This is a genomic window from Prosthecobacter fluviatilis (genome assembly GCF_042655725.1).
GTDB lineage: Bacteria > Verrucomicrobiota > Verrucomicrobiia > Verrucomicrobiales > Verrucomicrobiaceae > Prosthecobacter > Prosthecobacter fluviatilis.
Map to the genome: position 1 here is coordinate 343,174 of NZ_JBHSMQ010000007.1, position 22,763 is coordinate 365,936.

Sequence of the window (22,763 nt, forward strand, 5' to 3'; positions counted from 1 at the left end):
GCTCAGCGGTCGTCGCGCAGCGGATTTTCCACTTCAGCTAGGTGGGACTTGATCTCATGCGGCTTGAGCCCGTCAGCCACCAGGATGGACTGATAAAGATCCTTCACCCGGCCATAATAAAAGAAGTGGCTGCGGTGGGCTTCAGTGCGGGCGACCAGCAGCTCCAGGCAGAGACGCCCGGTCATGCGGGCCTTGTCGAGCTGGTGGTTGTCACGGAAAAACTCCGCCTGCCGACGCAGGAGAGAAACTTGGTGGGAAAGGTCGCGCGCATTGCTCGTCTTGACGATGCTGAAGGCTTTGTCCATCAGCTCGGCTGCCTCCGGCTTTTTCTGCCCTACATGCAGGCAGTAGGCCAGATGCGTGAGGAAAAAGCAGTTGTCTGCATGCACCTCCCCCAGGGCGGCCTGAGCTGCGGCGAGCGCCTGGCGGTGGTGGCGCTCTGCCTCCTCCATCCGGCCCATGAGCATCAGCAGATCTGCCAGCCGTGTGCGGGCGCAGGCGGCAAAGAAACTCTCCGGCCCGTGCTTTTCCACCAGGCAGGCCAGATGCCGGACATACACCGGCTCCGCCTCGGCAAGGCGACCATTGTTTTTCAGCAGAAAGGCCAGGTGGTAGAGGGCCTCGCTGGTGATGGGGTCTTCTGCCCCGAGGGTCCTCTCGCAGGTATCGACGATCTTGCGTGCGCGGTCCACCGACTCGGCTTGCTTGCCCTGCAGATTCAGCGTCTGGCAGACCTGAAACTGGGAGGTCAGCCAGACGAGGGGCAGGGTGTCGAGCCGCGCACATGCCGCCGCGGACTCAAAATGGGTCAGCGCCGTCGGGTAATCCTTCGCCTCAAGCGCTTCGAGCCCCAGGGTGAAAGCAGAGGCCTTGGGCGGCGTTTTTTCACCTGACAGGCCGGACAGTACCAGCTGGAAGGGCGGTCCCTTGAGTTCCGCTGCACCGGCACCCACCAGCAGAAAGGCCTGAGGCAGGATCAGCCAGAGTTTGGCTTCCGATTTTTTCCAAAAACACATGCGGGACAAACAAGTAAGCCGTCAGCCTACGTTCCTGAATCAGCTAAATCGAGATGAATCTTTCTGAATCTTCAACCATCCTCATTTTGGGGGGCGGCTGCTTTGGCCTTACCGCCGCCTTGGAGCTTCGTGCCCGTGGCTGGCAGGTCACTTTGATCGATCAAGGCCCGCTCCCACACCCCGATGCCGCTTCCACAGACATCAGCAAGGTCGTGCGCATGGATTACGCCGACGACGAGCAGCACACCGCCATGGGAGAGCTGAGCCTGCGGCGCTGGCGGGACTGGAACGCGCGCTGGGAGGAGGCGCTGTATCATGAGGTGGGCTTTCTCGTGATGTCCCGGGGGCGGATGCAGCCCGGCGGTTTTGAGCATGACAGCCGCCAGTTTCTCACCGCGCGCGGTCATGAGCTACGCCGCACCTCCGCCGAAATGCTGCGGGAGCTGCATCCTGCCTGGAATTCCTCTCTTTACCCGGATGGCTACCTCAACCCCGTCGGCGGTTGGGTGGAAAGCGGTCGTGTCATCGCCCGGCTGGCTGAGGAGGCACGGCAGGCCGGGGTGGAAATCCACGAAAACATCCCGCAGCCGCGCCCGCTTTTTGAAGACGGACGCTGCGCCGGCATCACCTCCGCCAGCGGGCAGACTTGGCGCGCCGATGCCGTCCTGGTGGCCGCCGGAGCCTGGACGCCTGCGCTGCTGCCCCACCTGCAGGACGTCATGTGGGCCACCGCTCAAACCGTCTTCCATTTCCGCCCGGAGGACCCGCGCCCCTTCACCCCGCCGCAGTTTCCCGTCTGGGGAGCCGACATTGGCAGGACCGGCTGGTACGGCTTTCCGGCCAATGCGGCGGGACTCGTCAAAGTGGCGAACCATGGCCCCGGCCGCCGGGTGAACGCCAATGAGCCGCGCAGCCTGCCTGCCGGTGAGGAGGAGCGTTACCGCGCCTTTCTGCGGGAGACCTTCCCGGCCCTGGCGACAGCCCCACTGCACTCCACCCGCGTCTGCCAGTATTGCGACACCTTTGACGGGGCCTTCTGGATCGGCCACGACCCTGCGCACCCCGGCCTCGTTGTCGCGGCTGGGGATTCTGGCCATGCCTTCAAGTTCACCCCGGTCATGGGAGAGATCATTGCAGACGTTGTGGAGCATCGGCCGAATCCATGGACGCAGCGTTACGCTTGGCGTGAAAAGACGGCGGTCAGTTCAGATGGCGCACGGGCTGCCGAGTAACGGTGTAAAAGTTTCAGTTCCCTGCGCCCCCTAGTCGCAGCCATGTTTGGAAGCTCCGCTAACACATGCAAAGAGCTCAGTTCTTAGTGTCCAAATTTTAGACAGTTACCGTGGTTTATTACTTCGGATAAGTTAACTATTAATCAGGCCATAACCCGGAGCATAACTCTCTTTGCCATCCTTTAAGTAACCATCAGCCGTTACAAAGGTTTGCTCAAAGTTCAGAACAGTAGCGGTTGATCCGTTTCAGCAGTCACCGCTTTAGAGCGTCGCTTGCGTGGAGCAGGCTCTTCAGTGGACACCGTCTCTGCCAAGATTTCCGCCACCACAGCGGGGGAGATCTCAGGCTCCGGTTCAGGAGCTGGGGTAGCAGCCGGAGCGGGCTCAGGCGTTACCTCAAAGTTACCCTCAGGGGCAGTCTCAATAACGATTTTTTCACTGATTACCAATGGCTTTTCCTCAGTAATTACTTGTGGAACATTGAGTTCTTCAGTGGGTGTCTCTATGACTTCCGGCTCAGCCTGTGCCTCTTCCAGCGGCTGTTTAGGCAACGCTTTGTCCGCTATCTTTTCGTTACTTTTGGCCTTCCGCAAACGATGGCGGGCCACACGCTTGGCGGTGAGGGCTTTGTTCTGCGCCACAGGGCTGTTGTGACGTTTGAAGTTAGGAAAGCTCAGTTTGCCCTCGGTCTCGATCAGCCACCCAGCCTGCATTAGCGCCGCTGCGAATCCTTTGCGTCCCACTACCTTGTCCAGAAACTCCTTGGTAACTCCAAGATCGTTAGGTTCAATGCGGTTCAGTTCTGCCCAGGACCACAGCCTGACCAGCTTTCCCACCACCGTGTCTTCATCCACCTTCAGGTAGGTGGCGATGCTGCAAATCTCCGGCTTGTCCGGCGTGCTGGTTTCGATTTTGATCCACGGGCGTCTCATAACGCACTATTTCAGCGGTAGAGCGAGCTGAGGTCAAGGAAACCTTATTAACGTTACATTAAAGCTATTGTGAATAACTCAGCACCTGACCTGTGCGCGGCTTCATGCGTTTTGGAACACTCAGCACTCACTTTTCTGCGGAAATTTCAGCTCGCGCTTCTTCTCCTCCAGCAGCGGCAGATCAGGCTCCAGTTCAGCGGCTCTACGCAACAGGGCTCTGGCCGCCTCCATGTCCATCAGGTTAAATTTGATCTCCGCCCGCAGGCACATCAGGTAGGCATCGTCCCCGATCACGGCCATGACTTTTCCCACGGCATCGTCCGCCGTCTGGTAGTCGAAAGAGGCCAGCAACTTCGGGATGAGCATGAGTTCGAGGACATGCGGGGTTTCTGGCATGCGCGGCGGGTTTTGCATGGCTTCAAAAGAGAGCCGCTCGTAGCGGGGATTTGAGATGGAGAGCCGCTGCAGCACCTGGGTGCGGGTGAAAAACACAAGTCTGTTGTTCCGAAGATGCCCGGGTGCCTGATCGCACACGGCAAGGATCTCCTCTTCATCTCCTTTGCGTCGGGCCTTGATCAGCAAGAGCAGGTATTCGGCATCTTCTTTCTTTAGATTCCAGCTGTCCAGCCACTTCGAAATAATCTCCGAATGTCGGGCGACGAAAAAGGCAACCATGTTGCAGCGGAAATCCTCTGTCCGGCATTCTCCGCTGAGGTAATTGTAAACGTCGATGATTTTGAACTGCCCGCCTGCTGGCTGCAAAAGCACATCCATGTAGCCAATGAGCCCGTTTTCATAGTCAACGCGGAGGGTGACCGCCGGAAAGCCCGCACGGGTGCAGACCCGCAGAAAATGCACCGGATGGCCGCAGGCCTGAGCAAGAAAGCCGCCGGCTTTGTAGCTCACCGCAAACCTGATCGCCTCATCCAGCGTTTGCCGTACTTCTTTGCCATCGATGCCGTCCAATACGAGCGCGGCAATGGCATCGCGGTCATGCATGGGTGAAAGTTCCTGTCCCAGGTCCTCACTGGCAAGGCTGGCGATTTTGCGCCCCCAGTCGGAAAGACTGGCCTCCTGCTGCTGCGTCAGTTGAACTGCCTTTGGCCTTGGCCGGATGGGAGGAGCTGGGTAGTCGTCTTCATAAAAGAGACGATAAACCAAGACTCCGGCCAGCGCGAACAAGAGGACCACCCCAATGATTAAGGAAGCCCCGACAAACTTGTGCGCGGGCGTGAATGGACGTGGTTCACTCATTTTTTCCAGAATGGAACCTCGCATGCGAATTGACAACGGTGGATACGTTCCACCGTTGTCTGTTAGTCCGCGTTACGCTCCCCCGGCGTTGCCGCTCAGTTTCCGCTCATGAAAGCCTGGGCGCGCTTGAGCAACTCCTCCGGAGCTACGTCTTCGAGGTGCTGGCTGAAACTCCAGCGGTAGCCAAAGGGATCCTTCAGCATGGCCGTGCGGCTGCCCCAGAACTGATCCCGCGAGGGGCTCAGCGGAGAGCCGCCTGCGGCCAGGGCGCGCTCAAAGGCTTTGTCGCAGTCCTCGACCTGGATCGTAAACCCGCAGGGAGCCATGCCACCTTCCGGGATGGCGTGGGCGTTGGAGCAGGGGGCCTCGTCCGAGATGTAGATGTGGGTGTTGCCGATCATGAACTCCGCATGCGGCACCACGCCAGGGGCCGGGGAGAGACGGAACAGCTCCACGGCACCGAAGGCCCGAGTGTAGAAATCGAGCGCATCGGCGGCGCTTTTGCAGGTGAGGGAAAAGGAGACGGTGGGTGGGGTGGTCTGGCTCATGGGTGGTCTTGTCTTGTGGTTTGTTGAGATGGACCGCATTCAGTTGCGATCACCCGCCAGCATTCGCGCCTGCCCCTGACAGCGTTATGTCAGGGGTGTTTTTGAGGGGAGGTGTTTTTTGCGGCGGAATGATCCGGAATGCTTTCAAAAAGACGCACCCGCTGCGGCTTTGCGGTGCCGCTCCCACGCTAGGCGCAGCCAAGTAGCCTTGTTCCTGCGGAACAAGGGAACGCTCCGCTACACCCCCGGCTCTTATGCCATGAACCGTTGATAAGAAGGGCAGACCTTGCGGAGCGCTGAGGGACCAGGATGGTCCCCCTCCTCCAGAGCTTCGCGCCAAGCCCCGGCACCTCAGCTCCAGCCGAGCTTCTGCTTTCCGCTGCGAGCAAAGACCGCTTTTCAACTGCGGGTGCTATTATCCATCCAAAGCCCTGCGCTGTGCCCAGCCATTCGCGTACCTATTTCACGCCGCGCCGATGATGCTCCGCAGTGGCCTGCGCCATCTCGGCCACCTTTTCCCGCAGCACCTCTGGCGAGACGATCTCCGCATCCGTGCCCAGGCTCAGCAGCCAGCGGGAGACGTAGGGTATTCCTTCGGCCCGAAAGGCGAAGCGCACGCTGGCACGCCTGCAGGCGAGCGGCTCCTCCTCCACAATCGTCGGCCCCCAGAAGCGGCGGACACCTTCGAGGAGGTAATCAGGGATTTCGATGACGGCAAACTCGCTGCGCTCTGGCACGATGCAGCGGGCGAGGTGCTCGTTGAGATTGAACTCCGGACACGGCGGGATGGGCTCCGGCAGCGTCTCGCAGCGGACGATGCGGTCCACACGAAAGTCCCGCATGTCCTCGCGCAGACGGCACCAGGCGATGAGGTGCCAGTGGTCCATGTAAAAGACCAGCCCGCGCGGCTCCACCAGACGCTCGGTGGGCTCTCCGCGTGCAGCGCCCAGGTAGTTCAGCCGCAGCACGCGGCCTTCGGCCATGGCCCGCTGCACGGTGGTGAGGGGCACGCTGCCTTTGGTGGGCGGGCGGGTACCGATGACCGTCGTCTTGCGCAGGCGGTCCACACGGCCCTGCAGGCCGGAGGGCAGCACGGCGGTGACTTTGCCCATGGCGGAGCGGATGGCATCGCGCATGGAGGCGTCCGTCATGCGCTCCACCAGCAGCCCGCCGGTGACAAAGGCAAAGGCCTCCTCCGGAGAAAACATGACGGGAGGCAGGGTGTAGCCGCTCATGAGGCTGTAGCCCACGCCGGGCTCTCCCACGATGGGCACTCCGCCCTCTCCCAGTGCGGCAAGATCGCGGTACACCGTGCGCTCGGTGATCTCAAAATGCTCGGCCAGCTGTGCGGCGGTGATGACCCGGCGCGACTGCAGCAGCATGACCATGGAGACGAGGCGGTCCGTGCGGTTCATTCGCCACCTCCGATGTCCGGGTACTGCTCCGCAAAGGGCAGCCATGTGTCGCGTTTCAGATTGGGGGCGTTGGAGCGCGTGATGTTCAGCGTCACCTGCAGCTCCACCAGCGCGCTGTCCACCTTGCTCTTGCTCACAGCCCCCGAAGGCGAGAGCGCCCTGCGCAGCTCCGCCGTGGTGTGCGGCTCGCTGCGGATCAGCTCATACGCACGCCGCGCCAGCGGGCTGCACTGCGAGACCGGGCGATGATGCGCCGGGTAGTGCACGCGCCGCAGGTGCTCCAGGCACATGAGTGCCGCCAGCCCACCGGGAAGCTTGCCGTAAAAGATCTCGTCGGGAAACTGCGCGGGCAGCTCGTTTTTCCACGCCCAGACGGCCTCCACTTTCCGGCCCCAGCCCTTCTGGCCTGGCTGCCTGCCGGGCAGGTCCACCACGTCCCAAAGGCTGGGGAGATCAGAGCACTTGGAGCCAAAGATGAGGCAGGTCTTTGCCTGCAAGACGAACTGGTACGCTTGCTCGAAGGTTTTGATTTTGGCGGGGTGCTTGGGCTTCATGCAAAGAGCAGCAGCATGTCGCTCATCCCCGGAACAACGTCCCCAATTTTTTGCCCAAAATCACTCCCGCCCCGAGGATGGTCACGGCGAGGAAGATCATGGCCCACACGCCCAGGGCGGAGGCGAGATTGGGCCCGCTGCCGAGCGCGAGCACGAGTGAGTAGATGGCCTTGGTGATGGGGAAGTAGCTGGACTGCTGTGCGAGGATCATGCTGTCGCTCACCTCCAGCATGGCAAAGGAAAAGGCCAGCAGCGCGCCCGCGACGAGGTTGGGCGTGACCAGCGGCAGGGTGATGCGCCACAGCGCGCGCTCCGGGCGTGCACCGAGGTTTTGCGCGGCCTCCTCCAGCGCGGGGCTCACCTGCTGGAATCCGGCGGCGGCAGAGCGCACCACGTAGGGCAGCCTGCGCACCGCGTAGGCGATCACCAGCAGCATCAGCGGGTCTTCGCCAAGCATGAGCCAGTGGAAGGGGCGGCCCTCCCGCGTCATGGCCAGATAGCCAAAGGCCATCACGATACCAGGAACTGCCAGCGGCAGCATCGCCATGGCATCCAGAAGCTGGCGGCCCCACAGCCGCGTGCGCACGGACACGTAGGCCACGCCGATGCCAAGGATGAGCGCCAGCAGCATGGCCAGCGTGGAGTACTTCAGGCTGTTGGCGATGGACGAGAGCGTGAGCTCATGCCCCAGGGCATCGCGATAATGCTGGAGCGTGAGCGAGTGCGGCAGCACCGTGCCGTACCAGTCCTGCGAAAACGACAGCAGCACCACGCCCAGGTGCGGCAGCACTGCCAGAAAGGTCACGCCTGCAAAGAAGGCGGTGCACACCCATCCGGCACCGGCGGGCAGCGCGATCGTCTCGCGCGCCGTCGTGGCGCGGCCGCCGCCGCCAGCGGAGTCCGCCCTGCCAAAGAGCAGGCGGCTGGCCAGGTAAAAGAGCGTGCTGAAGCCCAGCATCACCGCCACCAGCGCGTAGGGGAAGGGGTTGCCGCTGAGGTCATTGATGCTGCGGAAGATCTGCACCGCCGTCACGCGATCGTAGTCAAACAGCAGCGGCACGCCCATCTCGGTAAAGGCCCACACAAACACGATGGTGCCGCCCGCAAACACGCCGGGCATGATGAGCGGCAGCGTCACGCGCCAGAAGCGGCTCCACGCATGGCAGCCCAAGTTTGCCGCCGCCTCCTCCAGCGCCGGGTCCAGATTGGACAAAGCCGCCGCCGCATTCAGGTAGATGATCGGGTAGAGGTGCAGCACCTCCATGACGATGATGCCCAGCATGCGGTGCTGCCCCAGCCAGTCCGTGGGATGCATGGCGTCCATCAGGCCCAGGCTGATGAGCAGGCTGTTCAGCGCGCCCGCCTGCCCCAGCATGGCCTTGATGCCGATGGCCCCGACAAACGGCGGCAGGATCATGGGCATGAGCACCAGGGAATTGAGCAGCGCCCGTCCGGGGAAGGCAAAGCGCACGTAGCACACCGCCAGCGGCAGCGCCACGCAGAGAGAGCCCAGCGTCGTCCACACAGCGATGATAAAGGAATTCCACAGCCCCTCGCGGTAGAGCGCATTGAGAAAAACCTCCGACACATAATCCAGCGTGAACCGATGGTCCGGCCCGCGAAACGCCGCCTCCAGCGCCGCCCAGATGGGCCAGGCAAAGAAGCACGCGAAAAACGCGGTCATCCCCAGGAAGATCAGCAGTGAGAGGAGTTTCGACATGGCTTTGTTTCCAAGTTGGAATTTCACCGCCCGCTCTCTGCGATCCGTGCGGCCTTGATGAACTGGTTTCTAAAGGCATCCCCCAGTTCGCGGGCGAGGCGGGTTTCCTGGACTTTGTCGCGAGCGGAGAGGATTTTTGAGATGTTGCCGGCGGCGGCTTCGTGCTTCACGCGGGCGAGGTCTTCCAGCACCTGCACGGCGCGCTCGGGCATGCCGTGGTCGATGAGGGTCTTCCAGGCGGCGTGCAGCTCGGCGTGCGAGTCCACGCAGATGACGCGCACGAGGAAGCGGATGGTGTTGAAGAGCGCAGCGGTGCGCTCCGGGTGGTAGGTGAAGGCCTGGGCTTTTTCAAAGGGGGCCTCCTTGCCGTCGCTCATGCGGGCGATGTTTTCCGGCGTGTAGAGATCGTGCCGCACGGGCAGGCGGCGCAGGGCGTGCTCGCGCGGGCCGCCGGGCTCGCCCACGCGGTAGCTCCACAGCTTCTGCCCGGCATCCCCCAGCACAAACTCCATGAAGGCGGTGGCCAGCTCCGCATCCGGCGCGCCGCGCAGCAGGCCGATGGGATCGACACTCACCGAGGTGCCGCCGAGCGGGGCGATGAAGCCCACGCGCGAGGTGCCGTCTGCGCGGCGCACGTCCTCCTCCGCCGAGCGGCCGTAGAAGTCGATGCACATGCCCGCAGCGGCATCTCCCTTCGCGACCTCCAGCGGGATCTTGGTGGAGAAATCGGTGAAGTAGCGTGCATTCGCACTGATGCGCAGGATGAGCCTCAGCCCCTCGTTCCACCCTTCCGCCACGGCCTGGGCCTCAATCTGCTCGGGCGTGAGCTTGGACTTTGGCAGCGCCAGCAGCCGGGCGTGCGCCTTCTGCATCTCCTGCTGGATGATCATTTCCAGCGCCTTGGTCACGGAGCCGCTCTTGCCCGGATCGCTCAATGCGATCTGCCCGTAGTAACTCGGGTCGGCGAGATCCGCCCAGGTGGCCGGATCTTCGGCGATGCCGAGGCGGCGCAGCACATCGCGATTGAAAACGATGCCGCTGCTCGAAAGGCACGCGCCGCACCAGCGATGCTGCGGATCGCGAAAGGGCTCGCCGCTGAGTTTTTCAGGGATGCCGGCGTCGCTGAACCACGCGGGGTGTTGCTTTGCCAGCGCGCTGAGGCCCGTCTTTTCGCCATCGCCCGCCACCAGCGTGCCCATGCGCGCCTGCTGCTCGAAGTCATACGCACCACCGCCAAAGAAGAGATCGATGCCCGTGCCCACCGTGGAGGCCAGGTAGGCCTTGCGCGCAGGATCATCCGGCGCGGCCTTGGGGTTCAGGCAGGCCTGCGCCACGGCGGGGCTCCAGGGCTGGTGCAGCTTCGTCTCCCAGAGCAGCTGAAAGGCCGCCAGCGCCTCCGACTTGATCAGCATGGCGATCTCCGAGGTGCCGCCCGGCACGCGCCAGTCGAGAAAGACCGTCTGCCCGGTGGTCTGCTTCCAATGCGCAGCAAACGCATGCCCAAACTCCTCGCGGATGCGGTCATGGTGCGGCGTGATGATGACCAGCCGACGGTCGTAACGCGCCGGTGCCGTGCTCTGCGTTGGTTTGAGCAGAAACGGCCCCGCCAGGGTGGCCAGCATGAGAAGGAAGACCGCCAGCTCCTTGCGCCAGCCCTGCGCCCAGGAGAGCAGGGCCTGCACACGCGGATGGTGGAAGATACCACTCATTGCAATGAGGTGCCCCCTTTCAAACGGGCGCTCGCGCGAACTCTGAATCGTGTTCGTCCTCGATTCACCCGCGCCCTCAGCTCAAGCTCGTCAAACGTCCGCAGGGCGTCCGCCCGTAGGATGGGTGTGGCGACAGCCCGCCCGTCCATGAGCGTGCTGCAAACGCCATGGCGTACGCACACCCTCGCTGTCGGGCGGTTTGGCGAAGAGGGCGGCTGCAGGGTCGTAGGATGGGTGTGGCGAAGCCCGCCCGTCCATGAGCGTACGGCAAACACCAAGGCGTACGGACGTCCTCGCAGTCGGGCGGTTTGGCGGAGCGGGCTGTGACAAATGGAAACGCGCTCGACGCCAAACACACCCGACCTACGGCCGGAGCGACTGAAGGCATTACTGCAGTACGTGCCTGGGGTAGCACGCATGCGCTGGGCGTGGCGGTGCGCTAAGAACGAGGACGAGCCTGGAATCAGCCGCAGGGAGTTGAAGCCTGGAGTCTTCATTTCCGCAAAATCACCACGTCATTCATCGCTGCCATCACCCGCACTTCGTCTTCGCTGGGCAGGCGGATTTCCTGGGGGTTGGTCTCGCACACCTTGATGAGCGGACCGCCGGGGAGTTGCAGCAGATATTGCACCGTCGCGCCGAGGTAGGTGGTGTCCACGATTTGGCCGGGGAAGCGGTTCGGTGAATCCAGCACATTCCCAAAGGTCAGCGACTCGGGGCGGATGCTCAGCACCACGGGCTGGCCGCTGGCGGGCTGCCAGGTGCCGTCGGTGCGGGCGCGCAGCGTGCCGGAGGACGTCTCCACATCAAAGTATCCTTCGCGACTGCTGGCGCGCAGCGCGCGGCCTTCGATGAAATTGGTCTCGCCGATGAACTCCGCGACCATGCGCGTGGCTGGGTGGCGGTAGATGTCCTCCGGGGTACCCACCTGCACCAGCCTGCCCGCGTCCATGATGGCCATGCGGTCTGCCATGCTCAGCGCCTCGTCGCGGTCATGCGTCACGTAGATGGCGGTCAGACCGTGCTGCTTCACGATGTGGCGGATCTCCGCGCGCATCTCCAGCCTCAGCTTGGCATCCAGGTTGGACAGCGGCTCGTCCAGCAGCAGGCACTTGGGGCGGATCACCAGCGCGCGGGCCAGCGCCACGCGCTGCTGCTGCCCGCCGGAGAGCTGCTGGATCTTGCGCGAGCCCAGGCCGTCCAGCTTCACCTGCTCCAGGATTTCCGCGACACGATGCTCGATCTCCCGCCGCGGGCGCCCGCGCTCCTCCAGGCCAAAGGCTACGTTTTGCGCCACGTTCAGGTGCGGCCACAGGGCGTAGCTCTGAAACATCATGCCCGTGCCGCGCTTGTGCGCCGGCAGGCGGGTCACCTCCTCCTCGTCAAACCAGATCTTCCCGGCGTCCGGCTTGTAGAAGCCCGCGATGTGCCGCAGCAGCGTCGTCTTGCCGCAGCCGCTGGGCCCCAGCAGAAAGAACAGCTCCCCGGCGGCGATCTGCAGGTCCACGCTGCTCAGCACGACACTGCCGCTGAAGCGTTTGGTGAGTTCCTGAATCGTGATCGTGACCATGCGGATGTGGTTCTACCTGAGCGGCAGGGTGATGGCAAGTTTCACAGACATTCTCACAAGAACTCAACATCGCAGTTGCAAAGCCTGCGGGACTCTCCAAAATGCGCGTCCCACCAACCGGAGCCACCCCAAAAGCGGCCTCGACTGGTGGCACTGTTAAAACCTAGGTCGGGCTGTAGTTCAGCCTGGTAGAACGCTTGCATGGGGTGCAAGAGGTCGTGAGTTCGAATCTCGCCAGCCCGACCACGGTTTAACGTTTCAGCGCCACGAATGGCGCTTTGGAGCGCGGAATTTATTCCGCAGCTCTCCGCCGAAGCGCCAAGGCTCTTAACGGCGAACCTTCCCGTCAAGCCGATGACCCGCTTATCTGCTGCAGACCCTGTGGCCAGCACTCCGTAGCGCTGCGATTGCTGAAGAACTCAATCTGAAGCGGAGGTATGCGTGTTGTCGGAATGCTGCGGAATAAATTCCGCGCTCCTGTGCGCCTCATGCACCCGCAGGCGCTTTCTGCGGTTCGCGGAAGAAGATCACAAACACCACCAGCACGGTGACAGCGATCCACGCAGGCGTGGCCCAGATGGCGGACCAGTCGTGGGTGACGGCACCTTTCGGCGTGGCGAGTTTGTGCTGATCCATGAAATATCCAGCCAGGTAGGTGCCGACCAGTGAGCCGAAGCCCCAGAGGATGATGGCGATGAGGCCCTGTGCGGCGCCGCGTGTGCGTTCGCTGGCCTCGCTGTCCACGTAGAGCTGCCCGGCGATGAAGAGGAAATCATAGCAGACGCCATGCAGCAGGATGGCGGCAAAAATGAGCACGGTGCCGCTGCTGGCAGCGCTGGCGCTGAGCATGAAGTAGCGCACGGCCCAGGACAGGATGCCGAGGAAGGTGGTCTTCTTATAGCCGAGCTTCTTGAGCATCAGCGGCAGCAGCAGGAGGAAGACGATGTCGGAGACCTGCGCCAGCGTCATCTTCTGCGCCATGTCCGCCCACTTGAGCTGCGTGAGGTAGGTGCCCATGTTCACAAAGTAGAAGTACAGCGGGATGCAGATGAGGAACATGCACAGGATGAAGATGGCAAAGGTGGGCTTCTTGAGCAGCGCCAGCGCATCCAGCCCGAGGACTTCGCCCAGCGGCACGTCCTGGCCTTTCTTTCTCGGCGGCGTGTGCGGCAGCGTCAGGGCAAACAGGCCAAACACCATCGAGGTGCCGCCTGCCAGGTAGTATTGCAGCGCTGACTGCTCCCCCTTCAACTGGCTGAGCACCACGCCACCCGCGATCCAGCCCACGGCGGAGAAGATCTTCACAAAAGGGAAGTCCTTCTTCGCGTCTGCGAGATGCGTCATGGAGATGGAATTCCCCAAAGCCAGCGTGGGCGCGTAGAGCGTGCAGTAGAGGATGAGCGTGGGATAGACGCTGCCGAAGGTCTTCAGCTGCGGGATGTAAAACATCACCAGCCCGCCCGCGATGCCGAGCACGGCGATGATTTTCTCCGAGGCAAAGAAGCGGTCGGCGATCAATCCCACGATGAAGGGCGAAAGGATGGCACCCCACGCAAACGCGCCATAGGAGGCCCCGATCTCGGTGCCGCTGAAGTTCAGGGTGCCGAGGTAGCTGCCCAGCGTCATGTACCAGCTGCTCCAGATGAAGTACTGGAGAAACATGAAGAGGGAGAGCTTGATCTTGAGGGTGGATTGCATGGTGAGTGTGGAGTGGGAGCTTATTTCATGCCGTCGGCGGCACCCCAGGGCTCGATGAGCTGGAGCTTCTGCGGCTTGAGCGCCTCATAGCAGTCCGGCAGGTCAAAGTGCTGGAGCACCTGCGGCACCATGATGGCGGCGGGCCACTGCTGGTCTTCATGCACGGCCAGCTCATGGAAGGAGCTGAGCGCATGCTTGAGCGTCACCTGTTTGACCTGCGGGCTGAGCACGGCGGCCAGGGCGGCTGGCAGGGCACCCCAGCCCTGCGCGGCCAGGTGAATCTCCGTATGTCCTGCTGAGGCGAGAAGCTGCAGCACGCGCAGCACATCGTAGGCGCGCTGACCGGACAGCGGGCGGTCGAGCATCTGGCTGAAGGCGGCGTAGAAGTAGTGGCTGCCGTAGATGCCGGTGAACTGGTTCGCACCGCAGGTGTCGGGCTGGGAGTCGCCCATGCCGCGCACATCGCAGGCAAAGAAGGCGGCGTCCGGCGAGGCGGCGATCAGCTCTTTCACAAACGGATCGCTGCGCAGCTCGGCATCGGCGGAGCGGTGGGAGATGTACAGGATGGCCTTGCTCTGCCCGCGCGGCAGACGCGAGGTCAGCGCCTCGTCGCTCAGGCGTGTGACCAGTGCGTGAATCAGCGGCTCCGTCTCCACGGCGTAGGTGCAGTAGCCCTTGGTGGGGTACTTGCGTGCGCCCACGCTGCGCAGGATGCGGTAGTCCGGCGCGGTGTCCGCCAGCGCGGGCAGCTTCAGCACCTGGCGCACGGCTTTTTGCAACGCTGCGCCAGAGAGCGGCTTGCGCTTCGCTGCCAGATCGTCCGCCTTTTCCCGCGTGAAACTCATCAGCGTGCGCGAGCCCGACTCCGCCACCTGGCCCTTCGGCGTGCAGAGCAGCACCTCGTCTTTCTCGATGGTCATCACCGGTTCCGCCGCTGCGGCGGGGATGCCGGTGGCCTTGCCAAAGAACTGGTACATCGCCTCGCGGTTCGACTGCGTGTAGCCGTGCGGATCCGGCCCGATGTGGAGCTGGATGTTCTCCGGCTTGCCGAGCAGCGTGTAGAGTTTCTTGAGACGCTCGTAGCTCTCGGTGGAGCCGCGGTTGTCAAAGAAGTCCTTCTCCTGCGCGAGGATGATCACCGGCTTCGGTGCCATGGCGGCGAGGAAATCGCAGTGGTCCAGATCCTGCGCCAGCACACGGGGCGGGCACTGCTCCATGTCCTGCGGCAGCTCGTTCTCCGCATCGCGGCGGAAGGTGGTCACAAAGCAGGAGGGCGCGCCCATGGTGAAGCGTGGCTCCAGGCCGCAGAGCCAGGTCGTCTGCGTGCCGCCGCCGGAGTTGCCGGTGATGCCGAGATGCGTGGTGTCGATCTCCGGGCGCGTGATCAGGTAGTCCAGCGCGCGAATGCCATCCCACACAAACCAGGTGCCGAGGAATTCGCCCACCAGCGCCTGCGGCACGCCCATCTGGTTGTGCTCCGTGGTGCCACCACCGAGGCGGGAGCCGAGCTTTTCGTTCAGGTATTGAAACCGCTCGCCCTGGCCCACGGGATCGATCAGGAAGCAGGCCTGCCCCTGCCGTGCGAGGCCCTGGGCAAAGCTCTGATAAGCCTCCGCTGCCTTGCCATTGAGCGAGTGCCCGCACACGCCGATCACCCCCGGCACCTTGCCCTTGCTGCTTGGCAGGTAGAGGTTTCCGGTCACGAGGTAGCCCGGGCGGCTTTCAAAGGTGATGTTCTCGATGCGGTAGCCGTCGCGCTCCAGCGTCTTCGTCACCTTCGCATTCAGCGGCGTCTTTTCCGGCAGCGGGCCAAAGCAGTCGCGGATGCGCTGCTGCACGGACTTCACGTAGGCCTCGGCGTCCGCCTTCGTTTTCAAAGCCTCGCGCCGTGCATTGCCCCGCTGCTCGGCGGCGCGCACCTCGGCCACCAGCCAGTCCTGCATCATGCGGGGAAAACGGTTGAGCTGAGGGATCGCAGTCGCGGCAGCAGCTGGCGTCTTGGCCGCAGTCTGCGCCAAGGCGCTGCCCGTGCTGCCAAAGAAAGACTGCACCAGCGGCCAGCCCATGAGGCCCAGGCCGGTGGTTTGCAGAAAGTCACGACGGCGGGGCAGGGCGGGGGAGTCCATGAGTGAATGAAGAAATCGGGTGAATGATGAATATCGGAAACGAACTGCGTTTCTTTCCCATGCCCGACTCTGCATCTCCCACCCGTCGTCAATTTCTCAGCACCGCCGTCCCTTTCATCGTCTCCGCCGCCACTCTGGGCCGTGCTGGGGCCGTGTCGCCCAATGAAAAAGTCCGTCTCGCCTGCATCGGCGTGGGCGGGCAGGGCACCAGCAACCTCCGCGCACTGATGGCCGATGAGCGCGTGCAGGTCGTCGCCATCTGCGATGTGGACTCCCAGCACGCCGCCGCTGCCGCCAAGCTGGCCGGACTGCCGGAGACGGCGATCTTCAAAGACTTCCGCGAGGTGCTGGCCCGCAGCGATGTGGACGCCATCATGAATGCCACGCCCGACCACTGGCACTCCAACGTGGCCGTCGCCGCCGCCAAGGCCGGGAAGGATCTGTACTCAGAAAAGCCCCTCGGTGCCAGCATCGCGGAGGGCCGTGCCATCTGCCGTGCGGTGGCGGAAAACAAGCGCGTGCTGCAGTGCGGCACCTGGCGGCGCTCCGGCCTCAAGGTGCGCATGGCCTGCGAGCGCGTGCGCAACGGCTACATTGGCCAGCTCAAGGAGATCGAGATCGGCGTGCCGGGCAAGTTTGCCATCCGCGGCGGCTACACCGGCCTGGAGGCCACCGAGCCCGTGCCCGCCCACCTGGACTACGCCATGTGGCTGGGCCCTGCGGCGGAGAAGCCCTACACGGCCGCACGCTGCCATTTCAATTTCCGCTGGATCGAGGAGTACGCCCCCGGCTACATCACCGACTGGGGTGCGCACTTCCTGGACGTGGCGCAGTGGGGAGCCGGCATGGACGAAACCACCCCCACCGAAGTCAGCGCCACCGAGGTGAAGCGCCGCACCACCGGCATTTATGACGCCGCCGAGAGCTTCCGCATCGAGTATCAGTACAACAATGGTGTACGCGTCGTCATGACAAGCACGGACGACAAGACCAAGTGGGGCACCCGCTTCATCGGCAGCGAGGGCTGGATCTACACCGAATCGGAGGTCCTCAAGGCCAGCGACGACGCCATCCTGCGCGCCAAGCTCAAGGACAGCGACGTGAAGCTCTACGAGTCCAAGAACCACCACCGCAACTTCATCGACGCCGTCTATTCCCGTGGCCGCACCGCCGCCACGGCGGAGATCGCCCAACGTGCCGCCACCACCTGCCACATCGGAGCCATCTCCGCCGTCCTCGGCCGCCCGCTGAAGTTCGACCCGAAGGCCGAGCGCTTTGAAGGCGACGAGCAGGCAAACCAGATGCTCCTCCGCCCCATGCGCGAGGCCTGGAAGATCGCGTAAAGGGGCCGTCCAGCATTCTGGAAACTCAGCCAAAGGCACCCCATGCCCCAACCAGGGAGAGGTGTGCCCGCGCGCCGGATCACATGATCATTACACATTGTTTATATGGCTTATATTCAATGAATTGCCATGTATTTGAACGCGCCAGTCATACATCCATCAAGCGCTCCTCGGAGAGCTCGAAAAATGGGGCTCCAGCTCCGTCGAGAGCCTGCTGCAAAGGCGTGAAACGAGGACAGACAGCCCCTGCAGCATCTCCCTGTCCGCGCTCCGGTTCCTACGCCCTCCTCCAGCAAGGCGGCAGAGCGTAGGTTAAATCCGGCTATCGCAGACAATGCCAGCACCTTCCATGCTTGTTAATCACCACATTATCAAACTGATGTATATTATTAACACATGTTAACCATGTCTTCAAAACAGCTTCCAAAAAGAGACGTTTCGTCACCATTCTCTCGCTCTCACCGCTCCAACACCCCAAGACGGCCCGCAGGGTCAGGGGCGAGCCTCAGGCCAGGCTCATTTCTCCTTCCGGAATTCCTCAAACTGCCGCTGAACCTCCGGCGGCAGGGAGCTGCGGTGGCGGTTGGGGCGCTCCCGGTGCTCGTGGCTTCTTTCTTGCGGCCCGCGCTCCGGCTGCAGGCACCGCTCCATGAGGGCCAGGGAGATCGCGACACCCAGCAGCACCAGGGCGACCACGCCCGCCAGCTTCCATGTCTTGGCATCGTATGGGAGGGCAGGGTGGTTCATCGGGGTGGAAGGCTGCCGGGGCCTCTACATCGTCACATCGGCCTCCGCCAGCGGCAAAGCGTTGGAGCGGCCCTGATTCCAAACAACACCCCGCTCTGCAACCAGTGCCCCATTGCATGCAAGCCGTCGCCTTGGCAAGATCCGGCCTATCGGTTCAAGAACCGCCCTCTCCATGCGCTACATCCTCGGACTCGCCGCAGCCCTCATCTTTCTGCCCCTGTTTCTGGCGCTGCTCTTCCTCATGCCCGTGGAGTTTTGCGTGTCCTCCTGGCATCTGTGGCGGGCCGAAGCGACCACCCAGGGCCGCGTCATCTCCTCCCAGCCCGCTAGCCATCGCGGCAACACACGCTCTCTCATCCGCTACAGTTACAAGGTGGATGGGCGCAGGTACGAGAGTGACCGGGTGCGGGCAGGGTGGATCAGCAACAAAGCCTACGAGGCCGGTGCCGGAGCCCTCGCGCAGTCCCTGAGTGCCGGCAGCCAGGTCACCGTCCGCTACGACCCATGCCATCCTGAGTTTGCCCTGCTGGAGTACGGCTGGCCGAAGTGGAGCGTGGGCTTCAGCCTCGCGGTCTGGGGCATGCTGCTGGGCAGCTATGTCTTTGCCGCGCAGGACCGCAGGCCCAGCAGCCACCTGCTCTACGGCCTCACCCGTGGGATCTGCCTGCTGGGTTTCCTGATCATCGTCCTGCTACCGCCGACCATCCAGCTCAAGCAGGTCCTGCCCCTGCTGGGAGCCGGCCTGGTGCTCAGCGCCGTGGCCGCCTGCTACAGCCGGCTGCGCTACTCCGGAGGGGCATGAGAAGCACTCGTGCCTGGAGCCTGCGCTCCGCAGCTGCTTGGAGGATAGCCGTCCCGGCTGTCCAGGGGAGACGGGCTTCCAGCCTGTCCTTCCCAGTCCATGGTGAGCGCTCCCGCTGGGTGGCAAGCTGGAGGCGGGACGCCTCAGGCCTTGGTCAGGCCAGAGGCCTAACCTCCGGCGGCATGCTCACCACGCGCTGCCCGCGCAGCAGCAGCGATCCGTGGCCCCCTCCCGGCCAAACTCCGCGGCCTAGCGGGACCATTGACCCGACTCACTCCCACCAGCCCTGCAGCCGATGGCCGCGATCAAATCCATTCTCCCCGGAGAAAAGTTTACATGGCTTGTGATAGCTGCCGCCACATCCTTTCGTTTACTCAGACATCCGCCCATCCCATGCGCTGGTGCCCGTTCATCCTGAACCTCCTCGTCCTGCTCACGCTCAGCACGGAGCAGTGCTTCTGGGACGCTGCCGCAGTGGCGAAGGATGCTTCGCATCTGGTCTGCGTGCTGGATGACGATGAAGCGGAGCTCAAGCAGAGCCTGCTGCACGAGAATGCTTTCTCAGACTGCGACGCGCCTGCCATGCCGGACTGGCATGAGGCGATCCGTGTGGCGCATGCCGACCTGGTGGCACCGCTCAGAGGAGCTGAAAACTGGGCAGTCCACACCGGGGTGCGCCGGCACCGCTGGCTGTGCATGGAGCGCTGCTGAAGAGGGGCGGCCAGCTTCCGTCTCCCAATGCAGCGCGGCTGAGGTGATCCCGACCTCGTCATGTCATGCCGCCGTTTCAGTCCGCCTGTTGAGGTCATCCACACCACACACCCTCACGCCATGCACACACGTCTCGCCATCCTTTGCAGCCTTCTTTTTGTCAGTGCCGCCTCCGCCGGTTCGGTCGATATCGCCGTCAAACCCGAGGTTCAGAAAAAGTCCGCCGACATCGCCAAGGAAGAATACGTCTCCTCGCACTGGCTCCGAGTGCGCATCACCAACTACACCTCCGTCAAACTCGAAGGAGTCACGCTGAAATGGGCCCTCTACGCCGCCAACCTCCGGCGCGGCTCGGACACCATTGCTGTGGAGAAATCCGGCGAAATGAAAATCACCGTGGACTCCAACGGCCGCTACTTGGACATCGAGACCCCCAAGGTGGCCTTTGATTTCGTCCGCACCCACAGCGAGCGCTCCGGCCGTAGGAGTTACAAGCTCGTCGAAGAGTCTGGGAAGAAGTACCACGGCTTTCATGTGCAGGTGATCAGTGGAAACGAGATCCTCGGCCAGGCCTTCAGCGAATCCGTTCACAAGCTGATCAAGTAGTCCATGGCTCCGGTCCGGTGGGCGCAGGCCCAGCGCGGGCAGGGCGCTTGGTCCCCCAAGCGCCGTCGTTCGCCTGGTCTTGGGCTTCCTAGACGCCCCATGAGCTCTCGCGGCTGATTGGGACACCCCGCCCTCGCCTGCTCCGCCGTTTCCTTCTCAGGAACTCTGCAGCAGCGTCCCAGCGCAGACGCGGCGCACCGGGGATTTTGACCGCCGAGCTTTGCGAGAGGCCCGGGGAAAAGTCATGTGCAGCGTGTGTGGCACCGTGTCGTTCTTAAAAGACCAAAGAACATCAGTCCTTCAGGCCACGGGGCGGCACCACCACACAGCGGAAGCCGTGGTCGCCGTGACGGCCGCCGGGGGGGCCGTGAAGGCGGTAGGACGACAGCAGAAAGCCGCGGTTGTTGTCATGCCAGGAGGCCCCGCGCAACTCACGGTCTTGCTGCGCGTTGTCATACCAGTCTTCGCACCATTCCCACACGTTGCCGCCCAGATCATAGAGACCGAGTTTGTTTGGCTTGAAGCTCATCACCGGTGCAGTGGTCGGGAAACCGTCATCGTAGGTTTCGAGGCTGTCTTCCTTGCCATCTGCGCCCGGCGCTTTGCCTGTAAGGCTGGCATCTCTGAAGTTTCCGGGTTTGTTCTTCTTCGTCAGCGGGAAGTCGTCACCCCACGGAAACACGTCTGGCACCGTCGGCATTTGGAAGGGCAGCGCCCCAGTCTTCCGCTTCTCCTTCTCCCCAATGCCCGCAGCGTAGCTCCATTCCTCATCCGTGGGCAGGCGGTAAAGTTTCCCTTCTTTCTGGCTCAGCCAGGCGCAGAACTTCTGCGCGTCATCCCAGCTGACCTTGATCACCGGGTGGTCTTCCTTGCGATCAGTGATGGCATGGCCTTCGACGGTTTGATCTTTCCAGGCAACATCCACGTTCGGATTCTCCGCTGCATACGCGGCATAGTCTTTGTAACGCACCTCATGGATGCAGAACAGCACAGCGGTGCCTTTCACCGGCAGGAACTTCATGCCGAGCGTGTTGGTAAAGCCATCTTTCGCCGTGATCATCACAGCGGGGTTGAGAGTCGCGGCGGGCTTCGGCTCTCCTGCGGCGGGCGCCTCCTCCGCCAGCGCTTCCCGGTAGCTGTGCACCGTCTTCGCATCGGCGATGCGGTCCGCTTTGACGAAGTCCGCCTCCATCTGTTTCAAGCGCACGTTCAGCGGAGCCACGAGCTTTTGCAGATTCTTCAGGCGTTGCGCTTCGAGCTTCGCATACGAGGTGCGGTAGATGTTGCGGAGATTTTTCACCACCGCCGGAGTCTTTTCATCATCGCTTTGCGGCAGGGGCGGCCTTTCGGCGGCTAAAGCCTTCTCAGTGATGAGCTTCTTTTCCGCCTCCAGCGCAAGGATGCCGTCCAAATTCGCGGCTGCTTTTTCCGCTGTCACGGCTTTGTCGATGGCCCCTAGGTAACCGGTGTTGAGTACGACAAGATCCGATTCAAAGGGCGCTGTGACCTGCTCTTTCTGCAGCTTGATGAACTGCTGATTCAGCGCCCCGAGCTCAGGCGGCAAGGCGGGCTGCTGGGCTGAAATGACCGTGGCCATCAAAGCCAGCGCGGCTTGAATGCAAGGCCGGGCGCTGCGGATGAAGGCGTTTGCCAGACGTTGCCGTGGGTCGAAAAGCTGGAAGAAAGTCATGCGTGAGGGGAACGGGATTGAGACAAGTCTTTTAACCAGAAGTGCAGGGAATATTTTTCAAGTCACAATAGTTTATTGTTTATTGTCAGGTCAATGAATCTCGGGCATAGGCCACAAAGTCTCAATGCAGTCACCCTGCGTATCTGTGGCATAGCCCGCCCGAGCTTTCGCTGGCTCTCGATCGGCTAATCCAGCACGCCACCCCTGATCCCCGCACCTCCTCGCCCGCCCATGCCTGCCGCAGCACTGGCAGGGATGCGCTGCGCTGCGTCCGAAGAATCCTTCGCGCCAGCATGGGCAGCTGGCTCAAAGCGTTCCCACCTTTCCTGGAGCGCCCGCCTTTCAGCGCTCGCTTCAACGGTTCGCTCGCACTCAGGTTAACACCCGGTATGCACACATCCCCCGGTGAGACAGGGGGCACAAGACTCCCATGAATGACCTGCGCGAATACCCGGGCTTTGAAAAGGTTGATTTGATTGAAATGGCCGCCTTGGACGGGCTGCGCGTGGGTACACACCCCCGTTGAAAATGTGGAAGTTGTGCCTGTTTCTCCGCCATCAGGGAAGGGGGGGCTGCCTCACGAAACAGGGATGAGCCGGCAGCAGGCAGGCGCTGAGACCACCGCTTCATCGCCTCGCACCCCGCAGGGCACCCAATGCCCTGTCTCTTTCTCCCGATCCCAAAACACCGGCTCCGGCCCCCTCCGCGCACCTCCAGACGCTCCGCTACCACCCGGCTGGCCGGAACCCCCAAGTTTCCGAGTTTCCACCTCTAGGGATGGCAACTCGGCAACTTCTCCAGCCAGTGTCCCGGTCGCCATGGCCGGTGAGCCGGGAAGGGGGCCTCGCTGGGAGGGCAGGAGCCATCGGTCAAAGCCCTGCCCCTAGTTCACGCGCCATGTGAGACGTGCGTAAAGCATGCTGTAACTTGCAGATTTTCAGGTGTTTACATGCGGATTAACTACCGAAGTGCATCACTCCCTGGGCGTTTGATAACTACTCACTCGTATGAAACGCTACCATCATCTCACCGTCTTCCATCGAAGAGCAATTGGACAACTGCTCAAGCAGGGAGTCTCTAAAACAAAAAT

General features: G+C 62.6%; 18 protein-coding genes and 1 tRNA gene. 6 read left to right on the forward strand and 13 right to left on the reverse strand.

Translation table 11 applies throughout. From position 1 onward, the window contains the following. Positions 1-2 precede the first annotated feature (2 nt). Positions 3-1,016 carry a tetratricopeptide repeat protein gene (locus ACFQDI_RS18855; RefSeq protein WP_377169700.1) on the reverse strand — a complete coding sequence of 338 codons (1,014 nt, stop codon included), beginning with the start codon at positions 1,014-1,016 and terminating at the stop codon, positions 3-5. Between the two features lie 53 nt (positions 1,017-1,069). On the opposite strand from ACFQDI_RS18855, the gene ACFQDI_RS18860 reads away from it, so the two are divergent. Next, complete coding sequence (locus ACFQDI_RS18860) at positions 1,070-2,248, forward strand: NAD(P)/FAD-dependent oxidoreductase (protein WP_377169702.1); 1,179 nt, start codon at positions 1,070-1,072, stop codon at positions 2,246-2,248. Between the two features lie 221 nt (positions 2,249-2,469). Here the strand turns inward: ACFQDI_RS18860 and ACFQDI_RS18865 are convergent, their stop codons facing one another. The 8 genes from ACFQDI_RS18865 to ACFQDI_RS18900 form a co-directional block, all read right to left on the reverse strand. Then, entirely contained in the window at positions 2,470-3,180 is a 711-nt protein-coding gene (locus tag ACFQDI_RS18865) for a hypothetical protein (protein WP_377169704.1), read from the reverse strand. 120 nt (positions 3,181-3,300) lie between these two features. Beyond that, positions 3,301-4,371 (reverse strand): hypothetical protein, encoded by a 1,071-nt coding sequence (locus ACFQDI_RS18870; RefSeq protein ID WP_377169706.1) that lies wholly within the window; start codon positions 4,369-4,371, stop codon positions 3,301-3,303. Between the two features lie 158 nt (positions 4,372-4,529). Then, positions 4,530-4,982, reverse strand: coding sequence for a VOC family protein (locus ACFQDI_RS18875; RefSeq protein ID WP_377169708.1), 453 nt, complete (start codon positions 4,980-4,982; stop codon positions 4,530-4,532). A gap of 458 nt (positions 4,983-5,440) precedes the next feature. Continuing rightward, positions 5,441-6,397, reverse strand: a complete 957-nt coding sequence (locus tag ACFQDI_RS18880; RefSeq protein ID WP_377169710.1) for a helix-turn-helix transcriptional regulator — start codon at positions 6,395-6,397, stop codon at positions 5,441-5,443. Next, a complete protein-coding gene (locus ACFQDI_RS18885) occupies positions 6,394-6,951 on the reverse strand; it encodes an AlkZ-related protein (RefSeq protein ID WP_377169711.1) in 558 nt (185 codons plus the stop codon). Before ACFQDI_RS18885 ends, ACFQDI_RS18880 begins: the two co-directional genes overlap by 4 nt. Positions 6,952-6,973: 22 nt before the next feature. Further along, a complete protein-coding gene (locus ACFQDI_RS18890) occupies positions 6,974-8,671 on the reverse strand; it encodes an ABC transporter permease (RefSeq protein ID WP_377169714.1) in 1,698 nt (565 codons plus the stop codon). Between the two features lie 23 nt (positions 8,672-8,694). Beyond that, the gene (locus ACFQDI_RS18895; protein ID WP_377169716.1) at positions 8,695-10,380 is read right to left on the reverse strand and encodes an ABC transporter substrate-binding protein; all 1,686 of its coding nucleotides are present in this window, start codon (positions 10,378-10,380) and stop codon (positions 8,695-8,697) included. Positions 10,381-10,873: 493 nt separating this feature from the next. Then, entirely contained in the window at positions 10,874-11,950 is a 1,077-nt protein-coding gene (locus tag ACFQDI_RS18900; RefSeq protein ID WP_377169718.1) for an ABC transporter ATP-binding protein, read from the reverse strand. Between the two features lie 169 nt (positions 11,951-12,119). Here ACFQDI_RS18900 and ACFQDI_RS18905 point away from each other — a divergent pair. After that, a tRNA-Pro gene (locus tag ACFQDI_RS18905) sits at positions 12,120-12,196 on the forward strand. Positions 12,197-12,436: 240 nt separating this feature from the next. Here ACFQDI_RS18905 and ACFQDI_RS18910 read toward each other — a convergent pair. Then, positions 12,437-13,648, reverse strand: coding sequence for an MFS transporter (locus ACFQDI_RS18910; protein ID WP_377169720.1), 1,212 nt, complete (start codon positions 13,646-13,648; stop codon positions 12,437-12,439). Between the two features lie 20 nt (positions 13,649-13,668). Next, complete coding sequence (locus tag ACFQDI_RS18915; protein ID WP_377169722.1) at positions 13,669-15,774, reverse strand: alpha/beta hydrolase family protein; 2,106 nt, start codon at positions 15,772-15,774, stop codon at positions 13,669-13,671. Positions 15,775-15,833: 59 nt separating this feature from the next. On the opposite strand from ACFQDI_RS18915, the gene ACFQDI_RS18920 reads away from it, so the two are divergent. After that, on the forward strand, positions 15,834-17,117 hold the full coding sequence (locus tag ACFQDI_RS18920) for a Gfo/Idh/MocA family protein (RefSeq protein WP_377169724.1): 1,284 nt from the start codon (positions 15,834-15,836) through the stop codon (positions 17,115-17,117). Positions 17,118-17,633: 516 nt separating this feature from the next. On the opposite strand, the gene ACFQDI_RS18925 is transcribed toward ACFQDI_RS18920, so the two are convergent. After that, positions 17,634-17,864 (reverse strand): hypothetical protein, encoded by a 231-nt coding sequence (locus ACFQDI_RS18925; protein WP_377169726.1) that lies wholly within the window; start codon positions 17,862-17,864, stop codon positions 17,634-17,636. A gap of 172 nt (positions 17,865-18,036) precedes the next feature. Here ACFQDI_RS18925 and ACFQDI_RS18930 point away from each other — a divergent pair, with 172 nt between their 5' ends. From ACFQDI_RS18930 to ACFQDI_RS18940, 3 genes are all read left to right on the forward strand, one after another. After that, positions 18,037-18,666, forward strand: a complete 630-nt coding sequence (locus ACFQDI_RS18930) for a DUF3592 domain-containing protein (RefSeq protein WP_377169728.1) — start codon at positions 18,037-18,039, stop codon at positions 18,664-18,666. A gap of 393 nt (positions 18,667-19,059) precedes the next feature. Then, entirely contained in the window at positions 19,060-19,377 is a 318-nt protein-coding gene (locus tag ACFQDI_RS18935) for a hypothetical protein (protein ID WP_377169730.1), read from the forward strand. A 120-nt stretch (positions 19,378-19,497) separates the two neighbouring features. After that, on the forward strand, positions 19,498-19,983 hold the full coding sequence (locus ACFQDI_RS18940; RefSeq protein ID WP_377169732.1) for a hypothetical protein: 486 nt from the start codon (positions 19,498-19,500) through the stop codon (positions 19,981-19,983). Between the two features lie 292 nt (positions 19,984-20,275). Here ACFQDI_RS18940 and ACFQDI_RS18945 read toward each other — a convergent pair whose 3' ends face one another. Further along, positions 20,276-21,673 (reverse strand): formylglycine-generating enzyme family protein, encoded by a 1,398-nt coding sequence (locus tag ACFQDI_RS18945; protein WP_377169734.1) that lies wholly within the window; start codon positions 21,671-21,673, stop codon positions 20,276-20,278. Positions 21,674-22,763: the final 1,090 nt, after the last annotated feature.

Bases quoted from the DNA above. Each gene is read 5' to 3' on its own strand.
- ACFQDI_RS18910 (WP_377169720.1), bottom strand. From the start codon at position 13,648: ATGCAATCCACCCTCAAGATCAAGCTCTCCCTCTTCATGTTTCTCCAG.
- ACFQDI_RS18880 (WP_377169710.1), bottom strand. From the start codon at position 6,397: ATGAACCGCACGGACCGCCTCGTCTCCATGGTCATGCTGCTGCAGTCG.
- ACFQDI_RS18900 (WP_377169718.1), bottom strand. From the start codon at position 11,950: ATGGTCACGATCACGATTCAGGAACTCACCAAACGCTTCAGCGGCAGT.
- ACFQDI_RS18945 (WP_377169734.1), bottom strand. From the start codon at position 21,673: ATGACTTTCTTCCAGCTTTTCGACCCACGGCAACGTCTGGCAAACGCC.
- ACFQDI_RS18915 (WP_377169722.1), bottom strand. From the start codon at position 15,774: ATGGACTCCCCCGCCCTGCCCCGCCGTCGTGACTTTCTGCAAACCACC.
- ACFQDI_RS18925 (WP_377169726.1), bottom strand. From the start codon at position 17,864: ATGAACCACCCTGCCCTCCCATACGATGCCAAGACATGGAAGCTGGCG.
- ACFQDI_RS18885 (WP_377169711.1), bottom strand. From the start codon at position 6,951: ATGAAGCCCAAGCACCCCGCCAAAATCAAAACCTTCGAGCAAGCGTAC.
- ACFQDI_RS18865 (WP_377169704.1), bottom strand. From the start codon at position 3,180: ATGAGACGCCCGTGGATCAAAATCGAAACCAGCACGCCGGACAAGCCG.
- ACFQDI_RS18890 (WP_377169714.1), bottom strand. From the start codon at position 8,671: ATGTCGAAACTCCTCTCACTGCTGATCTTCCTGGGGATGACCGCGTTT.
- ACFQDI_RS18895 (WP_377169716.1), bottom strand. From the start codon at position 10,380: ATGAGTGGTATCTTCCACCATCCGCGTGTGCAGGCCCTGCTCTCCTGG.
- ACFQDI_RS18875 (WP_377169708.1), bottom strand. From the start codon at position 4,982: ATGAGCCAGACCACCCCACCCACCGTCTCCTTTTCCCTCACCTGCAAA.
- ACFQDI_RS18935 (WP_377169730.1), top strand. From the start codon at position 19,060: ATGCGCTGGTGCCCGTTCATCCTGAACCTCCTCGTCCTGCTCACGCTC.
- ACFQDI_RS18855 (WP_377169700.1), bottom strand. From the start codon at position 1,016: ATGTGTTTTTGGAAAAAATCGGAAGCCAAACTCTGGCTGATCCTGCCT.
- ACFQDI_RS18920 (WP_377169724.1), top strand. From the start codon at position 15,834: ATGCCCGACTCTGCATCTCCCACCCGTCGTCAATTTCTCAGCACCGCC.
- ACFQDI_RS18930 (WP_377169728.1), top strand. From the start codon at position 18,037: ATGCGCTACATCCTCGGACTCGCCGCAGCCCTCATCTTTCTGCCCCTG.
- ACFQDI_RS18860 (WP_377169702.1), top strand. From the start codon at position 1,070: ATGAATCTTTCTGAATCTTCAACCATCCTCATTTTGGGGGGCGGCTGC.
- ACFQDI_RS18940 (WP_377169732.1), top strand. From the start codon at position 19,498: ATGCACACACGTCTCGCCATCCTTTGCAGCCTTCTTTTTGTCAGTGCC.